The following is a 21,518-nucleotide window of genomic DNA, read 5'->3' as shown; positions in this document are numbered from 1 at the left end:
GGCGGCTCCGCGAGCCCCGTTGGACCTGTAAAACCTGTACGCCCTGTAGGACCCCATGGAGCCCCACGGCCCCCTGGAGCCCCGTAAAGCTCCGGGCAGCCCGGGTAAAGCTCCAGGAAGCCCCATGGCCTCGGAGCCCCGTAGTGCCCCGACGCGCGGGGATCGCACGCCGTACGCGCAGGTGCGCACGCTGTGTGCACGAGCAGGTCTCCGGCCGTCGCACCGCCGGCACCCGTGCCCGTACGGGACGGAGCCGAATCTGCGCACGTGCGCTCAGCCCTTCGGTGTGACCGCCCGGCACCCGGCCGGATACGGTGCGGCGCTCGTGCCGGGTACGGCCCGGTACGTGTTCGCGTACGGTCGCTCGTCCGTCATCGGCGCAGGGGACCGATTGCTGGACATCGGCCCGGTGTCCGTCAAGCTCATGCGCGCAACCCGCCGCACGCCTGTGCGCGCATATGCGCGAAGATGGACGGCGTGACCGATGCCTCCGCAGAGCCACCGCTGACTCCCCGGTCGGCCGAAACGATCCGGCTGATCGCCACCGATCTCGACGGCACCTTGCTGCGCGACGACAAGACGGTCTCCGGCCGTACGGTCGCCGCGCTGGCCGCCGCCGAACGCGCGGGCATCGAGGTCTTCTTCGTGACCGGCCGCCCGGCCCGCTGGATGGACGTGGTCAGCGACCATGTGCACGGCCACGGGCTGGCGATCTGCGCGAACGGCGCGGCCGTCGTCGATCTCCACCACGGCCGCCGCATCATCGAACTCAGCGCATTGGAGCGGCCGGAGGCGCTCGCGGTCGTGCACGCGCTGCGCGCCGCCGCACCCGGTACGACGTTCGCGGTCGAGCGGACCAGCGGTATCAACTACGAGCCGGACTACCCGCCGTTCCATCTCGACCCGGCCGCCGTCATCGCGCCCGCGGAAAAACTCCTCGCCGAGCAGCCCACGGAGGACGCCCACTCCCATCCGGCCTCGGACAGCACGCAGCCCTCACTGCCCCCTCTGCCCCCGCAGACTCCGCTGTCCCGGCAGGACCCGCAGTCCCCACAACCTCCGCTGCCCCAGAAAAACGGTTCCCCCCTGACCCCGGAGGACATCGGCGCCGACCAGCCCGTGCTGAAGCTCCTGGCCTACCACCCCGACCTGGACCCGGACGCCTTCCTGGACCTCGCCCGCGCGCGGGCAGGCGCGTACGCCTCCTTCACGCGCTCCAGCCCCACCGCGCTCCTGGAGATCAGCGGGCTGGGCGTCAGCAAGGCCGGCACGCTGGCGCGCTTCTGCGCCCAGCGCGGCATCACCCCCGATCAGGTCGTCGCCTTCGGGGACATGCCCAACGACATCGAGATGCTGTCCTGGGCCGGCACCTCGTACGCCATGGCGAACGCGCACCCCGCCGTGCTGGCCGCGACGCGTCTGCACACGGCCGGCAACAACGAGGACGGCGTCGCGGCCGTCATCGAGCGCATCCTGGAACACCGCTGACCCACTGCCGTCCCGGCCGGCGCCGCACCACCTCTCACCGCAACCGCACCCCTCGCCTCACCAGCCACGGCACCGGGTCGATCCCCGATCCCATTTGCGGTGTGCGGCGTACCTCGAAGTGCAGATGCGGGCCGGTGGAGTTGCCGGTCGTACCCGACAGCGCGATGCGCTGACCGGGCCGTACCCGTTGCCCGGGGCGGGCCACCGCTGCCGACAGGTGCGCGTACTGCGAGAACGCGTCGGCGCCGTGCTGGACGACCATGCTGATCCCGAAGCCGTCTCCGCAGGTCAGGCGGATGATGCGACCGGCGCCCACGGACCGTACGGGGGTGCCGACCGGCACCGCGAAGTCCTGGCCCGTGTGGCCGTGCGCCCAGCGGCTGCCCGAGCCGCCGAAGCCCGCGGACAGTTCGTAGCGCTCCACCGGCCGGGTCCACCTGGCGCCCGAAGCCGTCACCGGCGGCTCCTCGGGCGCGGTGCGTGTCGCCGCGGCCACCCTGCCGGGCAGTCCGCCGCACCGCCCGCTCCGGGAGGCCTGCCGGGACAGTTCCTGCAGACGGCCGCGGGCGGCGCCCAGATTGCGGCTGATGCGCCGACGCTCGGCGTCGAGCCGGGACCGCCGGGCGTCGAGCGAGGCGGAACGGGCGTGTTCGGCCGCGTCGTCCGCCGCCAGGGAACGGCTGGCGTGCAGCGCGTCGCGCAGGTGCGCGGCCAGACGGAGCTGGCGGCGGTCGGCTGCCCGGTAGGCGCGCATTACGGCCTCCGCGCCGTCCAGGACCCCGGCACGCCGGGCGAACGGCAGCCGGTCGCCCGTGCGGTACTGCGCGTCGGCGATCCGTCCCGCGAGCCGGTGCAGTTCGCCGGTTCTGCGGCGTTCCCGGTCCAGCGCCGTGCGCAGCTGTGCGGCTCGGGCCCGGCCGGCCCGGACCGCGCGCAGGGTTTTCGCGTACGACCGGCCGGTCCGGTGGGCGGCCGTGCCGAGCCGGAGCACTTCGAGACTCACGTCGGCCAGCCGGTCGGCGCCACGACCGCGTCTTTGGTGGTGCTGGTGGTGCTGACGGCCCTGGCGGGACGAGGGAGACGACGGTATGTGCGCGACAGCGCCCGGTTCCGCGGTGGGCGACACCGCGGCCGTCACCTCGGTGTGGGCCGTCCCGCCGATGGCGGGCGCGGTTCCGGCGGCCGTTGCCAGCGCCACCACCAGCGTCAATGTCAGCCGCACCGCGCGCGGCGGGGCTCCGCACCGCTGAGGAGCCCGGCGCGGGGCTCGCCCGCAGATACGCCGGGCAGGGCGCCGCCGCCTCCGTACCGCCTCACTCAGCCAATCAGGCATACCTGGATGCATGGTGAAATTCTTTCCCGCATCGCCACAAAAACCACGGAAACGTTTCGCCACCCCCGCTCGCAACGCCCCGAACGGAGCAGCCCGCCCCTCACGGAATGGCCGGAATCAGCCCCTCCGGCAACTGCGACAGATCACTCGAATACCGGCTGAACCATATGGACGCACCCCGGCGCGGGCCCCGTCGCCCGGTGCGTCAGAGCGGCGCCTCCCAGGTCACCATCGTCCCGGCCCCGTCCTCGCCCAGCCCTGGGCCGTACGTGCTGGAGCCGCCCAGCGACTCCGCCCGCTTCGCGAGATTGCGCAGGCCGCTGCGCCGCCCGCCGGCCGGGATGCCCACGCCGTCGTCCGCGACCGTCAGCCGCACGCCGTCCCGGCCGTCCGGCAGCTTGGCCGTGGAGTCGACGACGACCTCGATACGGGAGGCCTCCGCGTGCCGGAAGGCGTTGGACAGCGCCTCGCGGAGCGCGGCGATCAGGTTCTTGCCCGCCAGCTCGCCGACGCGCGCGTCCACCGGGCCGACGAAGTTCGCGGACGGCTGGAACCCGAGCGGTACGGCGGCGGTGCCGATCTCCCGCAGGACCCGGGTCCGCAGCCCGGACGGCGCCTCGGCCGGCCCCTGTTGCAGTGCGAAGATCGCGGTACGGATCTCCTGGATGGTGACGTCGAGTTCGTCGACGGCCTTGCCGATGCCCTCCTGCACCTCGGGCACGACCGACCTGCGCTGGGCGCTCTCCAGCATCATCCCGGTCGCGAAGAGCCGCTGGATGACCAGGTCGTGCAGGTCGCGGGCGATCCGGTCGCGGTCCTCGAAGACGGCCAGCCGTTCGCGGTCGCGCTGTGCGTCGGCCAGGACGAGCGCGAGGGCGGCCTGCGCCGCGAACTGGGTGGCCAGCGTGCGTTCGGCGGCGCTGAAGGGCCGCGCGCCGCGCGCCCGCGGCGTCGCCAGCGTGCCCAGCACCCGTCCACCGCTCTTGAGGGGCAGCAGCATGCTGGGGCCGAACCGCGAGGCGACCTCCGTGACCATCCGCGGATCGGTGGCCGAGTCCTCGACGAACACCGGCTCTCCGGCGAGCAGTTGCGCGGCCACCGGGCTCTCGGCCGGCATATGGGTGCCGATGAGGCCGGCGGGGTCGTCCGCCGACGCCACGACGATCTCCAGGCCGCCGCGCTCCGCGGGCAGCAGCACGATGCCGGCCGCCGACTCCGCCAGCTTGCGGGCCTGTTCGGCGACGACCGCGAGTGCGTCGTCCACGTCGCTGCCGGCCAGCAGGGCGGTGGTCACCGCCGCCGAACCGTCGATCCACCGCTCCCGCTGCCGCGTCGCCGCGTACATCCGCGCGTTGCCGATCGCGATGCCGGCCTCGGTGGCGAGCACCCGCACCATGTGCAGGTCGCCCTCGCTGAACTCGCCGCCCCCGCGCTTCTCGGTCAGGTAGAGGTTGCCGAAGATCTCCCCCTGGACACGGATCGGCACCCCGAGGAACGTCCGCATCGGCGGGTGCCCCGGCGGGAACCCCGACGACCGCACGTCCTGGGTGAGGTCGGCCAGCCGCAGCGCCTTCGGGTCGTGGATGAGCGCGCCGAGCAGGCCTTTGTGACCATCGGGCAGCGCACCGATCCGGGCCCGTTCCTCGGCGCTGACCCCGTACGTCACGAAGTCCGACAGGCCCTCGCGGGTCTCGTCGATGATCCCGATCGCGGCGTAGCGGGCATCGGCCAGCTCGGCGGCGGTCTCCACGATGCGGTCCAGGGTGATGTGCAGATCGAGGCCGGCGCCTACGGTGCGCATCGCCTCCAGCAGCTGGGGGACCCGTGCGGTCAGCTCGGTCGACAGGCCCTGGAGGCTGCGGGTCGCCTCGGTGGCCGCTTTCATGGGGTCGGGCGTGGGGGCGGCCGCGCCGCCGGAGCCGTTGCGCGTCGCCGCGCCGGTACGTGCCCCGGTGCCCATGGGGTCGGAGGGTCCTGTCGTGACTGCCATGGGACGAGCCTAATAGTCGCTTTTTCTACGGAAAGCCTTCTATACGGCAATTCGGACGCCGGACCGGACCACCCCGGACCGCCCCGGGCTGCCACGTCACCCCGGTCCGGACGTCCGACGCAAACCGTACGCACCGGCCGCCCGCACCCGTCGTTCTTCAGCCGTTCATCGGACCGGCCCCACGCCCGCCAGGTGCCCGTCCGTCACGGGCGCGTCCACCGCACGCGCGTCCACCGCCCGCTCGCGCTCCCCCATGCGCCGGAACGGGCCGTCCGCCGCCGCCAGCTCCGCGTACGTACCGTGCTGAACGGCCCGCCCCCCGTCCAGCACCAGCACCTCGTCGACAGCCGCCAGCCCCGCCAGCCGGTGCGTGATCAGCACGGTCGTACGCCCCTCGGTCGCGGCCAGCAGGTCGGCGGTCAGCGCGTCGGCCGTGGCCAGGTCGAGGTGCTCGGCCGGCTCGTCCAGCACCAGTACGGGGAAGTCGGCCAGCAGCGCACGGGCCAGCGCGAGACGCTGCCGCTGACCGCCGGAGAGCCGGGCGCCGTGCTCGCCGACCAGCGTGTCCAGCCCGTCCGGCAGCGACCGCACCCAGTCGGCCAGGCGGGCCCGCCCGAGCGCGTCCCACAGCGCGTCCTCGTCGGCTCCCGTACGGGCGAGCCGCAGGTTCTCCCGAATGGAGCTGTCGAAGATGTGGGCGTCCTGCGCGCACAGGCCGACCTGACGCCGTACGGCGTCCCCGTCCGCAGCCGCCGCGTCCACGCCGTTCAGCGTGTACGCGCCCGTCTCCCGGTCCAGGAAGCGCAGCAGCACCTGGGCGAGCGTCGTCTTGCCCGAGCCGGACAGGCCGACGACCGCCAGGCGCCGTCCGGCGGGGAGCGTGAAACCGACACCGTCCAGCGCGGGGACCCGCTGCCCGGGATACCGCGCGGTCAGACCCTCGACGACCAGCGGGAACGGCGTGTCCGGCACCGGTACGGCCGCCGCCTCGACCGGTTCGCGGACCGGCTCCGGGGCGTCCAGCACCTCGAAGACCCGCTCGGCGGCCCGGCGCGTGCGCTGCCGGTACTGCACGGCGAGCGGCAGTCCCGCGACAGCCTCGAACGCGGCGAGCGGCACGAGCACGACGACCGCCAGGCACACGCCCTCCAGTCGCCCGGTGTGCACGGCCTGGACCCCGACGACGGCCGCCGCGGCCACCGTCAGGCCGCACAGCAGCGCGGACAGCCCCGCTCCGGCGCCGGCGGCCGCCGCCGAGCGGGACGCGATCCGCGTCAGGTCGCGGTCGGCGCGCCGGGTGCGGTCGATGCGGGAGGCGAGCGCGCCCGACACCGTCAGTTCGGCCGCCCCGGTGAGCAGGTCCAGGACGTGGGCGGAGAGCACGCCACGCGCGGGGGAGAGCTGCCGCTCGGCGCGGCGGGCGAGCGCGGCGGACAGCGCCGGTACGCCCACGCCCGCCAGCAGCAGCCCGGCGGCGAGGACGGCGCCCGCCTCGGGCAGCAGCCAGGCGGTGAAGCCGACGGAACCCGCGCCGACCACGACGGCCGCCCCGACCGGCAGCAGCCACCGCAGGAAGTAGTCCTGCACGGCGTCGACATCCGCCACCAGGCGCGACAGCAGATCGCCGCTGTTGCGCACCCGCAGCCCGGCGGGCGCCAGACGCTCCAGCCGCCGGAAGACGGCCACCCGTACGTCCGCGAGCATCCTGAACACGGCGTCGTGCGCCACCAGCCGCTCCGCGTACCGGAACACGGCCCGGCCGATGCCGAAGGCCCGCGTCGCGGTGACCGCCACCATCAGGTACAGCACGGGAGGGTGCTGCGCCGCCCGCGAAATGAGCCACCCGGACGTCGCCATGAGCCCTACGGCGCTGCCCAGCGCCAGGCTCCCCAGCAGCAGCGCCAGCCCGAGCCGGCCCCAGCGGGCCCGTGCCAGGCCACGGAGGCGTGCCAGCGCGGAGCCCCGGCTGCCGGGCACGACATCCGGCCCCTCGCCGGGCGCAGCGTCCGGAACGGCTCCAGGCACGGCGTCAGGCGCGGTGTACGGATCGTCGCCCGGTGCGGCCTCGGCGGCTTCGTCCCGTACGGCTTCCGCGGCGCCGCTCCGTACCGTCTCGGCGCTGCTTCCGGCTGCTTGCGCGGCACGTTCCGGCGCCGCCGCGCCGCGGGCGGCATCGGTGCCCTCCATGTCCGCCGGTGCGGCCAGCCGCACCGTGCGGTCCGCCACGGCCAGCAGCGCCGGCCGGTGGACGACCAGGAGCACCGTGCGCCCCGCCGCCAGGTGGCGTACCGCCTCGACGATGCCCGCCTCCGTCTCGCCGTCCAGGTTCGCGGTGGGCTCGTCGAGCAGCAGGATCGGGCGGTCGGCGAGGAACGCGCGAGCCAGTGCCAAGCGTTGCCGCTGACCCGCCGACAGTCCCGAGCCGCCCTCGCCGAGCACGGTCCCGGGCCCGTCGGGCAGCGCGGAGACGAAGTCCAGGGCACCGGCGTCGCGGAGCGCGGCGCGTACCGCCGCGTCGTCCGCTTCCGGGCGTGCCAGCCGGACGTTGTCGGCGATGGTGCCCGCGAAGAGGTACGGGCGCTGCGCCACCCACGCGATCCGCCGGCGCCAGTCCTCGGGGTCGACGGCGGCCAGGTCCCGGCCGCCGACCCGTACCCGTCCCGCCGCGGGCGCCGCGAAGCCGAGCAGGACGTTGAGCAGGGTCGTCTTGCCCGCGCCGGAGGGACCGACGAGAGCCACCGTCTCCCCGGGCCGCACCTCGAAGGTCGTCTCGGGGAGGGAGGGTTCGCAGCGACCGGGGTGGCGTACGACGAGTCCCTCGACGGACAGCGCGGTGCTGTCGGGGGCGGGTTCGTCGCCCGTCGTACGCAGCGGTGTCTCCAGCACCGCGAAGATCTCCTCGGCGGCCGCCAGGCCCTCCGCGGCCGCGTGGTACTGCGCGCCGACCTGCCGCAGCGGCAGATACGCCTCGGGCGCCAGGATCAGCACCAGCAGCCCCGTGTACAGGTCCAGGTCGCCGTGCACCAGCCGCATACCGATGCCGACCGCGACGAGCGCGACCGAGATCGTGGCGAGCAGTTCCAGCGCGAAGGAGGAGAGGAAAGCGATCCGCAGGGTGCGTAGGGTGGCCCGGCGGTACTCGTCGGTGATGGCACGGATCGACGCCGCCTGGGCCTTGGCCCGGCCGAAGACCTTCAGCGTGGGCAGCCCGGCGACGACGTCCAGGAAGTGTCCCGACAGCCGCGACAGCAGCTGCCACTGGCGCTCCATGCGGTTCTGCGTGGCCCAGCCGATGAGGACCATGAACAGCGGGATCAGCGGCAGCGTCACGACGATCGTCGCGGCCGAGATCCAGTCGCCGGTGACGATCCGGGCCAGTACCGCGACGGGGACGACGACCGCCAGGCCCAGTTGCGGCAGGTAGCGCGCGAAGTAGTCGTCGAGGGCGTCGATGCCGCGGGTGGCGAGGGTGGTGAGTTCCCCGGAACGCTGGGTGCTCAGCCACCCCGGCCCCAGGCCGGCGGCCGCCCGCGTCAGCAGCCGGGTACGCAGCTCGGACTTGACCGCCGCGCTCGCCCGGTGCGCGGCCAGTTCCGTCAGCCAGGACACCAGACCACGGCCGACGGAGACCAGCGCGAGCAGCAGTACCGGTGTGCTCAGATCGCCGAGGTCGAGGTCACGCTGGAACGCGCCGACGACGACTTCGGCGATGAGCATGGCCTGGCCGATGACCAGACCTGCGCCGACCAGGCCGAGCACCACCACCGCGGCAAGGAAGAAGCGGGTGGCGCGGGCGTAACGGAGCAGGCGCGGGTCGACCGGTTTCACGTGAAACAACCCTTCCTCAGCGGAAGTTGATCAGTGGGGCCCCGAGCGGGGCCCCACCGGGTGGAGCCTTCCTAGTGGGCTTCGGCGATGTGCTGCGTACCGATCCGCTTGCGGAAGACCCAGTAGGTCCAGCCCTGGTAGAGCAGGACGATCGGGGTGGCGATGCCCGCGCACCACGTCATGATCTTCAGGGTGTAGGCGCTGGACGAGGCGTTGGAGACCGTGAGGTTCCAGCTCTCGTTCAGCGAGGACGGCATCACGTTCGGGAAGAGCGTCAGGAACAGCATCGCGACCGCGGCCACGATGGTGACGCCGGAGAACGCGAACGACCAGCCCTCACGCCCGAGCCGGTTCATCACCAGGCCCGCGACCAGCGCCACCACCGCGACGGCCATCGCGACCAGGCTCGCGGTGTCGCCCTTGTCGAGCTGGGTCCAGCCCAGGAAGCCGACCGCCAGCACGGCGGTGACCAGACCGAGGACGGTGGCCGTCCGGCGGGCCCGCTCGCGGATGCCGCCCAGCGTCTTGAGCGAGGCGAACACCGCGCCGTGGAAGGTGAACAGGCTGAGCGTGACCAGACCGCCGAGCAGCGCGTACGGGTTCAGCAGGTCCAGGACGCTGCCGACGTACTCCTTGTGCGCGTCGATCCGCACACCCCGCACGATGTTGCCGAAGGCCACGCCCCACAGGAACGCGGGGAGCAGCGAGCACCAGAAGATCGCGTGCTCCCAGTTGCGCTGCCAGCGCTCCTCGTCCCGCTTGACGCGGTATTCGAAGGCGACCCCGCGCACGATCAGACAGATCAGGATGATCAGCAGCGGCAGGTAGAAGCCGGAGAAGAGGGTGGCGTACCACTCGGGGAAGGCGGCGAAGGTCGCGCCGCCGGCGCTGAGCAGCCACACCTCGTTGCCGTCCCAGACCGGGCCGATGGTGTTGATCAGGACCCGCCGTTCCTTGCGGTCCCGGGCCAGCAGCTTGGTCAGGACGCCGATGCCGAAGTCGAATCCTTCGAGAAAGAAGTACCCGGTCCACAGCACGGCGATGAGTACGAACCAGACGTCATGGAGTTCCACGGTCGCCTCCTAGTACGAGAAGGCCATCGGCCGGTCGGCGTCCGTGTGGTCGCCGCCGATCTTGGTGGGCGGGTTGAGGTCGTCGTCCGTCAGCTCCGGCGGCCCGGCCTTGACGTACTTGACCAGCAGCTTGACCTCGATGACCGCGAGGATCGCGTACAGCAGGGTGAAGACGGTCATCGAGGTGAGCACCTCGCCCTGCGAGACGCCCGGGGAGACCGCGGAGGAGGTCTTCAGGACGCCGTAGACGGCCCAGGGCTGGCGGCCCATCTCGGTGAAGATCCAGCCCCAGGAGTTGGCGATGAGCGGGAAGCCGAGGGTGACGAAGGCCAGCGACCAGTAGAGCTTGCTCAGCCGGGCGCCGAGCACCCTGTTCCTGGTCAGCGCCAGGTGGGGTGGTTCCTCGTCCCCCGTACGCAGCCCCGGCGCGAGCCAGAACTTCTTACGGGTGAGCCAGAGCCCGGCCACACCGATGGCGAACGAGGCCATACCGAAGCCGATCATCCAGCGGAAGCCCCAATAGGCGACCGGGATGTTGGGCCGGTAGTCGCCGGGACCGTACTTCTGCTGTTCGGCGTGGTTGACGTCGTTGATGCCGGGGACCGGCGTCGAGAAGTCGTTGTGGGCGAGGAAGGAGAGCAGGCCGGGGATCTCGATGGCGACCTTGTTGTGGCCCTTGTCCACGTCCCCGTAGGCGAAGACGGAGAACGGCGCGGGCCCCTCCTTGTCCCACAGGGCCTCGGCTGCGGCCATCTTCATCGGCTGCTGCCGGAACATGACCTTGCCGAGCTGGTCGCCGCTGATCGCGGTGAGCGCGCCGGCGATGACCAGGGTGACCAGGCCGAGCCGCAGCGAGGTGCGCATCACCTTGACGTGCTTCTTGCGCATCAGGTGGTACGCGGCGATGCCGACCATGAACGCGGCGCCCGTCAGGAAGGCGGCGGTCAGCGTGTGGAAGACGACGACGAGCGTGGTGTCCTGGGTCAGCACCTTCCAGAAGTCGGTCAGCTCGGCACGGCCGTTGGCGGCGTTGTACTTGTAGCCGACCGGGTGCTGCATCCAGGAGTTGGCGGCGAGGATGAAGTACGCCGACAGGATCGTGCCGATCGAGACCATCCACATGCAGAAGCAGTGGATCTTCTTGGGCAGCTTGTCCCAGCCGAAGATCCACAGGCCGATGAAGGTGGACTCGAAGAAGAAGGCGATGAGCGCTTCGAACGCGAGCGGGGCGCCGAAGACATCACCGACGAACCGCGAGTAGTCGGACCAGTTCATACCGAACTGGAACTCCTGGACGATGCCGGTGACGACACCCATCGCGATGTTGATCAGGAACAGCTTGCCCCAGAACTTGGTGGCCTTGAGGTACTGCTGCTTGCCCGTCCGCACCCAAGCGGTCTCCAGCCCGGCCACCAGCGCGGCAAGGGAGATCGTGAGGGGGACGAAGAGGAAGTGGTAGACGGTCGTGATGCCGAATTGCCATCGCGCCAGGGTCTCTGGCGCCAACGCCAGGTCCACGTCGGGTCTCTCCTTACGTCGCCGTGTGCTGTCTACGGCCGATTCGCCCCAGTCTGCCCCGATGGAAGCGGGACATAAGGGACGCGCTTGTGAACGCGTTCACATTCACAAGCAATTATCACCCATGGCTGATTCCCGACCTTCCCTGGGGGTGCGTGACTACGGTCACGCCCGGAAAAAGCGCACGGGACCCCTTCCCGCGCGCATCAACGAGTTGTTGTATCCAGCGCCATGGAGATACGTATCCGCCTCTCATGGCCGGCCGGCAGGCTGACCGCCACCCTCGACGAGACCCCGTCCGTCTCCGCGCTCGTCGCCGCCCTGCCGCTCGCCGCCACCGCCCGCACCTGGGGCGAAGAGGTCTATTTCGACACGGGACTCACCCTCGCCCTGGAGGACGACGCACAGCAGGTCGTCGAACCGGGCACCGTCGCGTTCTGGCCCGAGGGCAGCGCACTGGCACTGCCCTACGGCCCCACACCCATATCGAGGGGGACGGAATCCCGCCTCGCCTCCCCCTGCAACATCCTCGGCCGCCTGGACGGCGACCCGCGCGCGCTGGACACGGTGCGGGACGGTGATCCCGTACGGGTCGAGCGCGCGTGATCCGCCGAGTCGGCTGGACCGGCGCGCGCCCACCGGACGCACGCCCCGCCCACTCGGCCCACAGCCCGCCGCCGGTCAGAGCCCCTTGCCGAGCACAGCTCCGCGCCGCGCACCGGCCCCGGTCACGGCTGCCCGCCGGTCGGAGCTGGTCACAGCCCCTTACGGAGGTCGGAGCCGGTCACAGCTCCTTGCGGAACTGCTCGGCCGCCTGCAGGAACAGATCCATCGCCGCCGTCTCGCCGATCGTCACGCGCACGCCCTCGCCCGGGAAGGGACGGATGACCACGCCGGCCTTCTCGCACGCCGCGGCGAAGTCGAGCGTACGGTCGCCCAGCCGCAGCCAGACGAAGTTCGCATGCGTCTCGGGGACCGTCCAGCCCTGCGCGGTCAGCGCCTCGCAGACCCGGGCCCGCTCCGTGACCAGCGCGTCCACCCGCTCCATCAGCGCGCCCTCGCTGCGCAGCGACGCCACCGCCGCCTCCTGGGCGAGCTGGCTCACGCCGAACGGCACGGCCGTCTTGCGCAGCGCCGCCGCCACCGGCTCGTGGGCCACCGCGAAGCCGATGCGCAGCCCGGCGAGCCCGTACGCCTTGGAGAAGGTCCGCAGGACGCAGACGTTGGGGCGGTCCCGGTACAGGTCGAGGCCGTTCGGTACGTCCGCGTCGCGGTTGAACTCCTGGTACGCCTCGTCCAGGACGATCAGGATGTCGCTCGGCACCCGGTCGAGGAAGGCTTCCAGCTCCGCCCGGCGGACGACGGTGCCGGTGGGGTTGTTGGGGTTGCAGACGAAGATCAGCCGGGTGCGGTCGGTTATCGCCTCGTACATGGCGTCCAGGTCGTGCACCTCACCGGAGGTCAGCGGGACCTGGACGGAGGTGGCACCGGCGACCTGGGTGACGATCGGGTACGCCTCGAAGGAGCGCCACGCGTAGATCACTTCGTCGCCCGGCCCGGCCGTCGACTGCACCAGCTGCTGGGCGACGCCCACCGAGCCGGTGCCCGTCGCCAGATGTTCGACGGGCACCGAGAAGTGCTCCGAGAGCTCGGCCATCAGGCCCGTACAGGCCATGTCCGGGTAACGGTTGAAGGCCCCGGCCGCGGCCACCGCGCTCTCCAGCACGCCGGGCAGCGGCGGATAGGGGTTCTCGTTGGAGGACAGCTTGTACGCGACCGGGCCGCCCGTCTCAGCCGGCTTGCCCGGCTTGTAGGTGGGGACGCCGTCCAGCGCAGCGCGCAGCTTCGGGCTCTTCTCGCTCACCGCAGGTTCCTCCTCGACCGTGCCGTCCGTCTCCAATACTGCACACCTTATGAGGATTGCCCCGTCAGGCGTAGGCCCTGTCCGTGACGGATGCCGTCGCGGGCGCCCGTACGGCACGCATGCCGCCGGGTGACGGCGCGGCGGCGGCCGGGCCGCGACGGGCGGCAACCGGATCGGGCCGTCGGCCGGCCCCCCTCCCGGACCCGGCGGGCCTCCCGGGCCGCCGGGAAGATCGCCCCGCGCTCCGTCCCGGCCGCGTGAAGCCCTTGGGGAGCGCTCCTCCCTGCGTCACGCGCCGGTGGCTCGCGCCGTGGCGCGCATCCCTCGTGAAGGTGACTTGAGACCTCTTCGAGACCTGGACCATTCAGCAGGCGACTCCCAACCTTCCTCAACCAGTCACCGGCGAACACCCCCAACTGCCTTTCTTTCGCAGCTCATTAGGGTGACTTAGCCATGCAGAAACGTGCCTTTCCACTCCTGTACGAAGCGCCCCGCGAAAGGACCGCCCGAGCCCTACTATCGGCTCGCCATGACAGCAGCAGGGAAGCACCAGGTGAGCCGGTCTACCGGTCGCCGGCTGGGGCGGGCAGGCATCCGGGACGTGGCCGCCGCAGCCGGGGTATCCATCACGACTGTCTCCGACGCGCTCAACGGCAAGGGCCGGCTTCCGGATGCCACCCGTCGCCACGTCCGCGAGGTGGCCGACCGGTTGGGTTACCGCCCTTCCGCCGCCGCCCGCACGCTCCGTACCGGCAAGTCAGGGCTCATCGGCCTGACCGTCACCACGTACGGGGATGAACCTTTCACCTTCACCGAATTCGCGTACTTCGCGGAAATGGCCAGAGCCGCCACCTCGGCGGCGCTCGCCCGCGGATACGCCCTCGTCATCCTGCCCGCGACCTCCCGTCACGACGTCTGGTCGAACGTCGCCCTCGACGGCACCGTCGTCATCGACCCGGCCGACGGCGACCCCGTCGTCACCGAACTCGTCCGGCACGGCATCCCCGTCGTCTCCGACGGCCGTCCCGGCGGCACCCTCCCCGTGATGGGCTGGGTCGACAACGACCACGAGGCGGCCGTCCTCGGCCTCCTCGACCACCTCGCCGACGCCGGCGCCCGCCGCATCGGCCTGCTCACCGGCACCACCACCGACACCTACACCCGGCTCTCCACCACCGCGTACCTGCGCTGGTGCGAGCGCGTCGGACAGGACCCGGTGTACGAGTCCTACCCCGCCCACGACCCGTGCGCGGGCGCGGTGGCCGCCGACCGGCTGCTGGCCAGACCGGACCGGCCGGACGCGGTGTACGGCCTCTTCGACCCGAACGGCACCGACCTGCTCGCGGCGGCCAGACGCTACGGGCTGCGCGTCCCCGAGGACCTGCTGCTGGTCTGCTGCAGCGAGTCCACGGTCTACGCCACGACCGAGCCGCCGATCACCACCCTGTCCCTCAAACCCCGCCGGATCGGCACCGCCGTCGTCCAGCTCCTCATCGACGCCATCGAAGGGCTGGACAGCGGACGGCCGGTCGAGCAGGTGATACCGACGGACCTGATCGTGCGGACCTCCTCCCAGCGCAGGTCCACGCGTACGACCGTCAGTCCGCCGCGGGGGCCGTCCGGGAACTGAACGACCGATTGCCGGACGGCCGGACCACCGGCCCAACGGGCCATCGGTCTGCCGGTCTGCCGGACCACCGCGGGACCGTCCGGGGTTCGCCCGTCACACGTTCGAGCGGCCGTGCGGACGCGCTTGTCGCGTCCGCACGGCCGGAGGCTTGTGTGGGGGCGGTCCGGGCGCGACCGGCCCTCCGAGCCGGGGCAGCTTTCCCGTACGGCCACGGCCCCGTACGGCACCACCCCCGGCCCGCCACGCCGATGCCCGCTCCCAGGCCACTTCGCCACGTCGCACCTCCGCCGTGCCGCCCGCCCGGCATCCCGTCGCCCGGGATAAAATCGGGAGAATCCCGGAGTAAACGGCAGTGAACACCGGGCGCCGAGCGATTGACCACCCCCGGGTGCGTCACAACCCGCGAGCGGCATTCCTATGATGGGCGCACGACACCACGGACCGCCGTCGACCAGGCAAGGTCCGCGAGGTGCACGGCGGCGCGACGGTGGAGGGGTCGATGACTCAGGGGGCCAGTGTGGGACCCATGGTGCGGACCATGCCGGCACAACCTCCGGCTCCGGCACGACCGCCTGCCCCGCCGGTGATCCCGGCGCCGGCGGTCCCCCCGCAGCCGACGGCACCGCCGATGTCCGTGGGCACCCCCCACGCGCCGCACGGCATGCCTCCCGAGTACACGCCCACCGAGCGCGCCCTGCCGGTCATCGGCGCCGGCGCCCCGGCCGGTGGCCCCGGCCGCCCGGAGAGCCGTACGGACCTGCCGCCGGTCACCCGTACGGACACCCTCATCGACCGCCCGACCGTCGACCTGACGGCGGTGCCCGAGTCGGCCGTACCGGCCACCGACCAGCAGGAGGGCGGCGGCCCCCTGTACGTCGTCGGCGACGTGCACGGCTACTACGACGAACTGCGCGACGCGCTCGCAGCCGAGGGCCTCATCGACGCCGACGGCCAGTGGTCCGCCGGCAACGCCCGTCTGTGGTTCCTCGGCGACTTCACCGACCGCGGCCCGGACGGCATCGGCGTCATCGACCTCGTGATGCAGCTGTCCGCCGAGGCCGCGGCGGCCGGCGGCTACTGCAAGGCCCTGATGGGCAACCACGAACTGCTGCTCCTCGGGGCCAAGCGGTTCGGTGACACCCCGGTCCAGTCCGGCGCCGGCACCGCGTCCTTCCAAGCCGCCTGGCTCCTCAACGGCGGCCAGAAGTCGGACATGGACCGCCTCCAGGACCATCACCTCCAGTGGATGGCCCGCCTGGACGCCGTGTCGGAGGAGGACGGGCACCTGCTCGTGCACTCCGACACCACCGCCTATCTGGAGTACGGCGACTCCATCGAGGACGTCAACGACACCGTCCACGACGTGCTCACGCGCAGCGAAGCCGACGAGGTCTGGGACCTGTTCCGCAAGTTCACCAAGCGGTTCGCCTTCCGCGACGAGGAAGCGGGCCCGATGGCCGTACGCGAACTCCTCGACACCTACGGCGGCGAGCGCGTCGTGCACGGCCACAGCCCGATCCCGTACCTCCTGGGCGAGGTCGGCGGCGAGGACGACGAGGGCGAGGGCGTCGCCGTCGACGGACCGCACGTCTACGCCGACGGGCTGGCCATCGCCATGGACGGCGGGATCACCATGGCCGGAAAACTACTGGTGGTCCAACTTCCCCTGACTGGCTGACCGTTATCCGGGCAGGGGTAGCGGCAGGTAGGGAAGTGGCGCAGCGGGGTCCGAGCTAGGCAGGAGCGGTCCCTATTTCCGCAAACACCCTGTCACCCCGTGCCGGAGGCGCTCTACCATCGGTCTATCCGTAGCAGGCTCTCCTCCGTTTCCGCCCACTGCCCGGCCCACGCCGGCCTGTACGGCCCTACGGAGCATCGGGGGATGCACATGAACAGCGCTCCGCACCTGCTGAGCGAGGATCGCGCGGAATTCGCGCGGCTCCTCGACGAGGCGCTGCGCACCGCGGAATACCGACCGGAAATGACCTCCGCGGCGGGAAAGCACCTCAACACCGAGCAGTTGCGCACCATGGCGCTCAGCGCCACATCAGCCATCGCCGCGTGTGCGACGGCCGAATACCGACACTATGTACGGCTCCGCGAGGAGCTGCGCGCTCCGGCACCCGCACCGGACGCCGGCGGCGTGGAAGGCCGTGAGGAGAAAGGCGCATCGGCGGGCGGTCAGGGCATCGACCTCGCCACGACCGTGGGAGAGGTGGCGGAACCGGCCGGTGCCGGGCTCGCCGCGATGCTCGCGGTGCTCGCACCGGTACTGGCGGGCATCGCCGCCGTCCTGTTCCTGGTCATCGGATACGTCCTGCGGACGGTCGGGACCGACCCGGCCGCCGCCCAGCCCATGATCAGCGTCGGCTGGGTCTTCGCGGCGATCACCGCCGCGGGGGCCCTCGTCGCCATGGCGAGCCTGGTCCACGCGGCCGTGCGCAACGGCTCCACCTCGCTTCGCGCACCACGCGCCGGCGACGGCCGGGGCGGGCGGGCCCGCGAGGTGGACGCCGCCCGGGACGCCTGGCGGCAGGCGCTCCTGGAGCGCGGCATACTGCCGTTCCTGCGCGAGGCCCTGGCCGACCCGGCCGGCGTCAACGGCCGCGAAACGGCCCGGTACGTACCGCGCCGCGGCGTCGACGGCGGCAGCCGTATCCCGTCCCTGGGCTACTCACGGCCCGACTTCACCAGCCCGGACGGCGGCCCGCCCGCCGCTCCCCGGCCCCGCTTCACCAGTCCGGACTTCACCAGCCCGGACTACGGCGGGCCGGACCACCACCCTGAATAGCGCCCACGCACCACCCGCAACGCCACCGCGCCGCGGGGCCGAGTCACCGGCCCCGCGGCGTATGTGTGCTGGGTGTCGTGGGCTGGGTGGCGGGGCTGGGTGGCGTGCGCCCCGATGGGGTGAAAGGAGGTTGATCGGACCGGCGTTGGGGGTGAGGGGGACTTATGTTCGGGGTGGAGGTGATGCGCCATGAGCGACAACGACACCGCGCCGGACCACGTGGTCCAGAAGGACGCGATGGACATCGGCGACTTCGTATACGCGGCTACAGGGGCACGCGTACGAAGGATCACTCTGCCCAACGGCGAGCACTGGTTCCCCGCATCGGACGTCTGCCGGGAACTGGGTTACACGACCACCCGCAAGGCTCTCCTGGACCATGTCCCGGAACCGCGACGAGAGTCTCTTGAGACTGTGACTGGAAGTCACAGTCTCAGCATTCCCGCAGGTCGTGAGTGGCGCAGAGACTTGCAGATGGTGGATCTCCAAGGCCTGATCCTGCTGGTGAACGCCTGCACGAAGCCTTCTTGCAAGCCTTTCAAGCAGTGGGTGTCCAAGGTGATCGTCGCCATCCAGCGCGACGGCTCGTACACCATGCGGAACGCCGAGGCGCAGCCCACCAGTACGCACACCGACCCGCCCCCGGCCCACACCATGCCCCCTCAGGTAGCCGAAGCCATCGTCCGCCTGGAGGAACACAATCTCCGTATGGACGAGGCGTACGCCGCTTTGCGCCAGCAGGAGATGCGGCTTCTCCACCAGATGACCGACTCGCTCGGCCGCATGGCCGACTCGCTGGACCGGATCGCGGACAAGCTGGAAACCGGCCATCGACGAGCCTCACACGTCTGCGAAGAACCGGCCCTGACCGCTGACGGACTGCTCGCCGACTGGAAGGCACGCCAGTTGGTCGTCACCGGTGACATCTGGGCCGTAGCGGCCTACCTGGCTCCCGCGCTCGTCAACTCGAGTGTCGCGAGTTACCCGTTGCGAGTGATTGCCCAGCGGACCGGCCTCACCGAGCACCGCGTGCACGACGCGCTGCGGATGCTGCTGAAGCGCGGCTGCATCCGCCAGGTCGGGGTCGGCAACGACGGCGCGCCGGAGTACGCGTTGCGTCGCTGACGGATGGCGCCCCGCGCCTACGGAGCGGGCGGACTCCCGCCCCCGTGACCGGCCAGCCGCAGCAATGCCTCCCCGGTGGCGTACAACTCGACCAGCAGCGGTCGTAGCGCCTGGCCCGCCCCGGTCAGCGCGTACCGGGTGCGGACGGGGAACGCGCGTTGGCGCTCCACCTCCACCAAGCCTCTCTCCTGCAGGGCCCGCAGCCGATCGCTGAGCACCTTGGCGGAGAGCTCCGGCAGCAGTTTCCGCAGTTCCGTGAACCCGCGAGGGCCGCCCATCAGCTCGCGTAGGAGCAATGTGGTCCAGCGGCCGGATACCGCCGTGAGGGCGACCTCGACGGGGCAGTCGGCCTCGGGCCGATGGGTGCGGCCCTGTGGGCCGGGCACCAACTCCGTGTCCCAACTGGTGTGGGTTTCCCTTTGGTGACCCACGTCGGCGGAGTGTTCGCTGGCCGCATGTCGCATTCCACCAGTGTGCCGCTGGCGCGCAGCGCTGCCGACCACGCGTACGCCTTCGCGCGAGCGTTCAACACCTTCGACCCGGACGTTCTCGACCAGCTCTACGAGCCGGACGCGGGCTTCGTGCCCCGGCCTGGCCATTTGGTGACCGGGGCTGATCGGCTCCGGGCCAATGGAGAGTTCCTCCGGCTCCGGGTGCCCATCCGGGTGACGCCACGCCACACGTACGTCGTCGGGGACCTGGCGCTGCTGATCGTGGACTTCGTCATCGACGGGATCGCGGCGGACGGCGAGCACGTGCACATCCCGGGCACCGCGACGGACGTGGCCCGCCGGGGGCCGGACGGATACTGGCGCTACGTGATCGACAACCCGTTCGGGGTGGCGCACCACGTGGGGGCTCCCTGAACCCCGGCCCGCTGCCGGGCGACAACGGGCGCGGCCGGAGTCGCCCGGCAGGGCCGGGCAGGTGACCTCAGTCGGCGAGGGGGAGGTAGACGCGGTTGCCCGCCGCCGCGAACTCCTTCGACTTCTCCAGCATCCCCGCCTCGATCTCCTCCGGGGACGAGCCCTCCTCGCCACCGAACTGCTCCGTGATACTCCTGCTGATCTTCATGGAGCAGAACTTGGGGCCGCACATGGAGCAGAAGTGCGCCGTCTTCGCCGGCTCCGCGGGCAGCGTCTGGTCGTGGTAGGCGCGGGCCGTGTCCGGGTCGAGGGCCAGGTTGAACTGGTCCTCCCACCGGAACTCGAAGCGCGCGTCGGACAGCGCGTCGTCCCACTCCTGGGCGCCCGGGTGGCCCTTGGCCAGGTCCGCCGCGTGGGCCGCGATCTTGTAGGTGATGACGCCGGTCTTGACGTCGTCGCGGTCCGGCAGGCCCAGGTGCTCCTTGGGCGTGACGTAACAGAGCATCGCGGTGCCCCACCACGCGATCATCGCCGCGCCGATCCCGGAGGTGATGTGGTCGTACGCGGGCGCGATGTCGGTGGTCAGCGGGCCCAGCGTGTAGAACGGGGCCTCCTCGCAGATCTCCTGCTGGAGGTCGACGTTCTCCTTGATCTTGTGCATCGGGACGTGTCCCGGCCCCTCGATCATCGTCTGTACGCCGTGCCGCTTGGCGATCGAGTTCAGCTCACCGAGCGTACGCAGCTCCGCGAACTGCGCCTCGTCGTTGGCGTCCGCGATGGAGCCGGGGCGCAGGCCGTCGCCGAGGGAGTACGTGACGTCGTAGGAGGCGAGGATCTCGCAGAGTTCCTCGAAGTGGGTGTAGAGGAACGATTCCCTGTGGTGCGCCAGGCACCACGCCGCCATGATCGACCCGCCGCGCGAGACGATGCCGGTCTTGCGGCGGGCCGTCAGGGGGACGTAACGCAGCAGAACGCCCGCGTGCACGGTCATGTAGTCCACGCCCTGTTCGGCCTGTTCGATGACCGTGTCCTTGTACACCTCCCAGGACAGCTCCTCGGCCTTGCCGTCCACCTTCTCCAGTGCCTGGTAGAGGGGGACGGTGCCGATGGGGACGGGGGAGTTGCGCAGCACCCACTCACGGGTGGTGTGGATGTTGCGGCCGGTGGACAGGTCCATGACCGTGTCGGCGCCCCAGCGGGTCGCCCAGGTCATCTTCTCCACCTCCTCCTCGATGGAGGAGGTGACGGCGGAGTTGCCGATGTTCGCGTTGACCTTCACCAGGAAGTTCTTGCCGATGATCATCGGCTCGATCTCCGGGTGGTTGACGTTGGCGGGCAGTACGGCCCGGCCGGCCGCGATCTCGTCCCGTACGAACTCGGGGGAGACGTTCTCGCGGATCGCGACGTACTCCATCTCCGCCGTGACCTCGCCGCGCCGCGCGTACGCGAGCTGGGAGACCGCGGCGCCGTCCCGGCCCCGCCGCGGCTGCCGGGGACGGCCGGGGAAGACCGCGTCGAGGTTCTTCAGACCGCCGCGCGGCGAGGTGTGCTTGAGGCCGTCGTCCTCGGGCCGCGGCGGACGGCCCGCGTACTCCTCGGTGTCCCCGCGGCCGATGATCCAGTTCTCCCGCAGCGGCGCCAGGCCGCGGCGGACGTCGCTTTCGATGTTGGGGTCGGTGTACGGCCCTGACGTGTCGTAGAGCGTCACGTCCTTGCCGTTGGTGAGGTGCACACGGCGGACCGGGACCCGCAGGTCGGGGCGCGATCCGGTGAGGTAGCCCTTGTGCCAGCCGATCTCCTTGGCGGAGCCCTGGCCGTTTTCGGGCGTGCGTGCATCCTGCAGAGTCATGAAGACCCACTCCCTACGCCGGCATTACCCGGTAACAGGTTCGGCGGTCGACGCAGCGATGTCCGTGACGGCGTTCCCGGCTTCGGCCGGACGTTCCGTACGGGGGTCAGCGCCCTCTCAGCCCGGTGCTCCGAGCTCCCGCGATTGCAAAGGTGCCACCACG

General features: G+C 71.5%; 15 protein-coding genes and 1 riboswitch. Of the genes, 7 read left to right on the top strand and 8 right to left on the bottom strand.

Annotation, left to right across the window (positions count from 1 at the left end; translation table 11 throughout):
* The first annotated feature begins 468 nt into the window (after positions 1-468).
* The gene (locus ACFV57_RS37455; RefSeq protein ID WP_385241941.1) at positions 469-1,488 is read left to right on the top strand and encodes an HAD hydrolase family protein; all 1,020 of its coding nucleotides are present in this window, start codon (positions 469-471) and stop codon (positions 1,486-1,488) included.
* A gap of 34 nt (positions 1,489-1,522) precedes the next feature.
* Here ACFV57_RS37455 and ACFV57_RS37450 read toward each other — a convergent pair whose 3' ends face one another.
* The 5 genes from ACFV57_RS37450 to ACFV57_RS37430 all read right to left on the bottom strand — a co-directional run bounded on the left by ACFV57_RS37450 (position 1,523) and on the right by ACFV57_RS37430 (position 11,230).
* The gene (locus tag ACFV57_RS37450; protein ID WP_385241938.1) at positions 1,523-2,689 is read right to left on the bottom strand and encodes a M23 family metallopeptidase; all 1,167 of its coding nucleotides are present in this window, start codon (positions 2,687-2,689) and stop codon (positions 1,523-1,525) included.
* Positions 2,690-3,026: 337 nt separating this feature from the next.
* On the bottom strand, positions 3,027-4,706 hold the full coding sequence (locus ACFV57_RS37445) for a GAF domain-containing protein (protein WP_385241996.1): 1,680 nt from the start codon (positions 4,704-4,706) through the stop codon (positions 3,027-3,029).
* A 270-nt stretch (positions 4,707-4,976) separates the two neighbouring features.
* The gene (gene cydD / locus ACFV57_RS37440; RefSeq protein WP_385241935.1) at positions 4,977-8,639 is read right to left on the bottom strand and encodes a thiol reductant ABC exporter subunit CydD; all 3,663 of its coding nucleotides are present in this window, start codon (positions 8,637-8,639) and stop codon (positions 4,977-4,979) included.
* A gap of 71 nt (positions 8,640-8,710) precedes the next feature.
* Positions 8,711-9,712: a cytochrome d ubiquinol oxidase subunit II gene (gene cydB, locus ACFV57_RS37435; protein WP_385241932.1), complete on the bottom strand. Its 1,002-nt coding sequence runs from the start codon at positions 9,710-9,712 to the stop codon at positions 8,711-8,713.
* A 9-nt stretch (positions 9,713-9,721) separates the two neighbouring features.
* Entirely contained in the window at positions 9,722-11,230 is a 1,509-nt protein-coding gene (locus ACFV57_RS37430) for a cytochrome ubiquinol oxidase subunit I (protein WP_385241929.1), read from the bottom strand.
* A gap of 231 nt (positions 11,231-11,461) precedes the next feature.
* Here ACFV57_RS37430 and ACFV57_RS37425 point away from each other — a divergent pair, with 231 nt between their 5' ends.
* Entirely contained in the window at positions 11,462-11,836 is a 375-nt protein-coding gene (locus ACFV57_RS37425; RefSeq protein ID WP_385241926.1) for a cyclophilin-like fold protein, read from the top strand.
* 178 nt (positions 11,837-12,014) lie between these two features.
* Here ACFV57_RS37425 and hisC read toward each other — a convergent pair whose 3' ends face one another.
* Positions 12,015-13,094: a histidinol-phosphate transaminase gene (gene hisC / locus ACFV57_RS37420; RefSeq protein ID WP_385241923.1), complete on the bottom strand. Its 1,080-nt coding sequence runs from the start codon at positions 13,092-13,094 to the stop codon at positions 12,015-12,017.
* 529 nt (positions 13,095-13,623) lie between these two features.
* Here hisC and ACFV57_RS37415 point away from each other — a divergent pair.
* The 4 genes from ACFV57_RS37415 to ACFV57_RS37400 all read left to right on the top strand — a co-directional run bounded on the left by ACFV57_RS37415 (position 13,624) and on the right by ACFV57_RS37400 (position 18,640).
* Positions 13,624-14,724: a LacI family DNA-binding transcriptional regulator gene (locus ACFV57_RS37415; RefSeq protein ID WP_385241920.1), complete on the top strand. Its 1,101-nt coding sequence runs from the start codon at positions 13,624-13,626 to the stop codon at positions 14,722-14,724.
* 526 nt (positions 14,725-15,250) lie between these two features.
* On the top strand, positions 15,251-16,402 hold the full coding sequence (locus ACFV57_RS37410; RefSeq protein WP_385241917.1) for a metallophosphoesterase: 1,152 nt from the start codon (positions 15,251-15,253) through the stop codon (positions 16,400-16,402).
* A gap of 204 nt (positions 16,403-16,606) precedes the next feature.
* Positions 16,607-17,515: a hypothetical protein gene (locus tag ACFV57_RS37405; protein ID WP_385241914.1), complete on the top strand. Its 909-nt coding sequence runs from the start codon at positions 16,607-16,609 to the stop codon at positions 17,513-17,515.
* 189 nt (positions 17,516-17,704) lie between these two features.
* Positions 17,705-18,640: a Bro-N domain-containing protein gene (locus tag ACFV57_RS37400; RefSeq protein ID WP_385241911.1), complete on the top strand. Its 936-nt coding sequence runs from the start codon at positions 17,705-17,707 to the stop codon at positions 18,638-18,640.
* A 17-nt stretch (positions 18,641-18,657) separates the two neighbouring features.
* On the opposite strand, the gene ACFV57_RS37395 is transcribed toward ACFV57_RS37400, so the two are convergent.
* Positions 18,658-19,104 (bottom strand): winged helix-turn-helix transcriptional regulator, encoded by a 447-nt coding sequence (locus ACFV57_RS37395; protein ID WP_385241908.1) that lies wholly within the window; start codon positions 19,102-19,104, stop codon positions 18,658-18,660.
* Between ACFV57_RS37395 and ACFV57_RS37390 the strand changes: the two genes are divergently transcribed.
* A complete protein-coding gene (locus tag ACFV57_RS37390; protein WP_385241905.1) occupies positions 19,096-19,506 on the top strand; it encodes a YybH family protein in 411 nt (136 codons plus the stop codon). The genes ACFV57_RS37395 and ACFV57_RS37390 overlap by 9 nt on opposite strands.
* A gap of 67 nt (positions 19,507-19,573) precedes the next feature.
* On the opposite strand, the gene thiC is transcribed toward ACFV57_RS37390, so the two are convergent.
* Positions 19,574-21,355, bottom strand: coding sequence for a phosphomethylpyrimidine synthase ThiC (gene thiC, locus ACFV57_RS37385; RefSeq protein ID WP_385241903.1), 1,782 nt, complete (start codon positions 21,353-21,355; stop codon positions 19,574-19,576).
* A riboswitch (TPP riboswitch) is annotated at positions 21,349-21,507 on the bottom strand. It overlaps the preceding gene by 7 nt.
* Positions 21,508-21,518: the final 11 nt, after the last annotated feature.

Origin of the sequence: Streptomyces sp. NPDC059788 (assembly GCF_042732265.1) — a bacterium.
Taxonomy (GTDB): Bacteria; Actinomycetota; Actinomycetes; order Streptomycetales; family Streptomycetaceae; genus Streptomyces.
Note: the sequence above shows the minus strand (reverse complement) of the source record. Positions and strands in the feature narration are given on the sequence as shown.

What these genes read in the sequence shown, in the direction of transcription:
- ACFV57_RS37455 (WP_385241941.1), top strand. Translation starts at nt 469, where the DNA reads ATGGACGGCGTGACCGATGCCTCCGCAGAGCCACCGCTGACTCCCCGG.
- ACFV57_RS37445 (WP_385241996.1), bottom strand. Translation starts at nt 4,706, where the DNA reads ATGAAAGCGGCCACCGAGGCGACCCGCAGCCTCCAGGGCCTGTCGACC.
- ACFV57_RS37425 (WP_385241926.1), top strand. Translation starts at nt 11,462, where the DNA reads ATGGAGATACGTATCCGCCTCTCATGGCCGGCCGGCAGGCTGACCGCC.
- ACFV57_RS37415 (WP_385241920.1), top strand. Translation starts at nt 13,624, where the DNA reads ATGACAGCAGCAGGGAAGCACCAGGTGAGCCGGTCTACCGGTCGCCGG.
- ACFV57_RS37410 (WP_385241917.1), top strand. Translation starts at nt 15,251, where the DNA reads ATGGTGCGGACCATGCCGGCACAACCTCCGGCTCCGGCACGACCGCCT.
- ACFV57_RS37405 (WP_385241914.1), top strand. Translation starts at nt 16,607, where the DNA reads ATGCACATGAACAGCGCTCCGCACCTGCTGAGCGAGGATCGCGCGGAA.
- ACFV57_RS37400 (WP_385241911.1), top strand. Translation starts at nt 17,705, where the DNA reads ATGAGCGACAACGACACCGCGCCGGACCACGTGGTCCAGAAGGACGCG.
- ACFV57_RS37390 (WP_385241905.1), top strand. Translation starts at nt 19,096, where the DNA reads ATGTCGCATTCCACCAGTGTGCCGCTGGCGCGCAGCGCTGCCGACCAC.
- ACFV57_RS37395 (WP_385241908.1), bottom strand. Translation starts at nt 19,104, where the DNA reads ATGCGACATGCGGCCAGCGAACACTCCGCCGACGTGGGTCACCAAAGG.
- thiC (WP_385241903.1), bottom strand. Translation starts at nt 21,355, where the DNA reads ATGACTCTGCAGGATGCACGCACGCCCGAAAACGGCCAGGGCTCCGCC.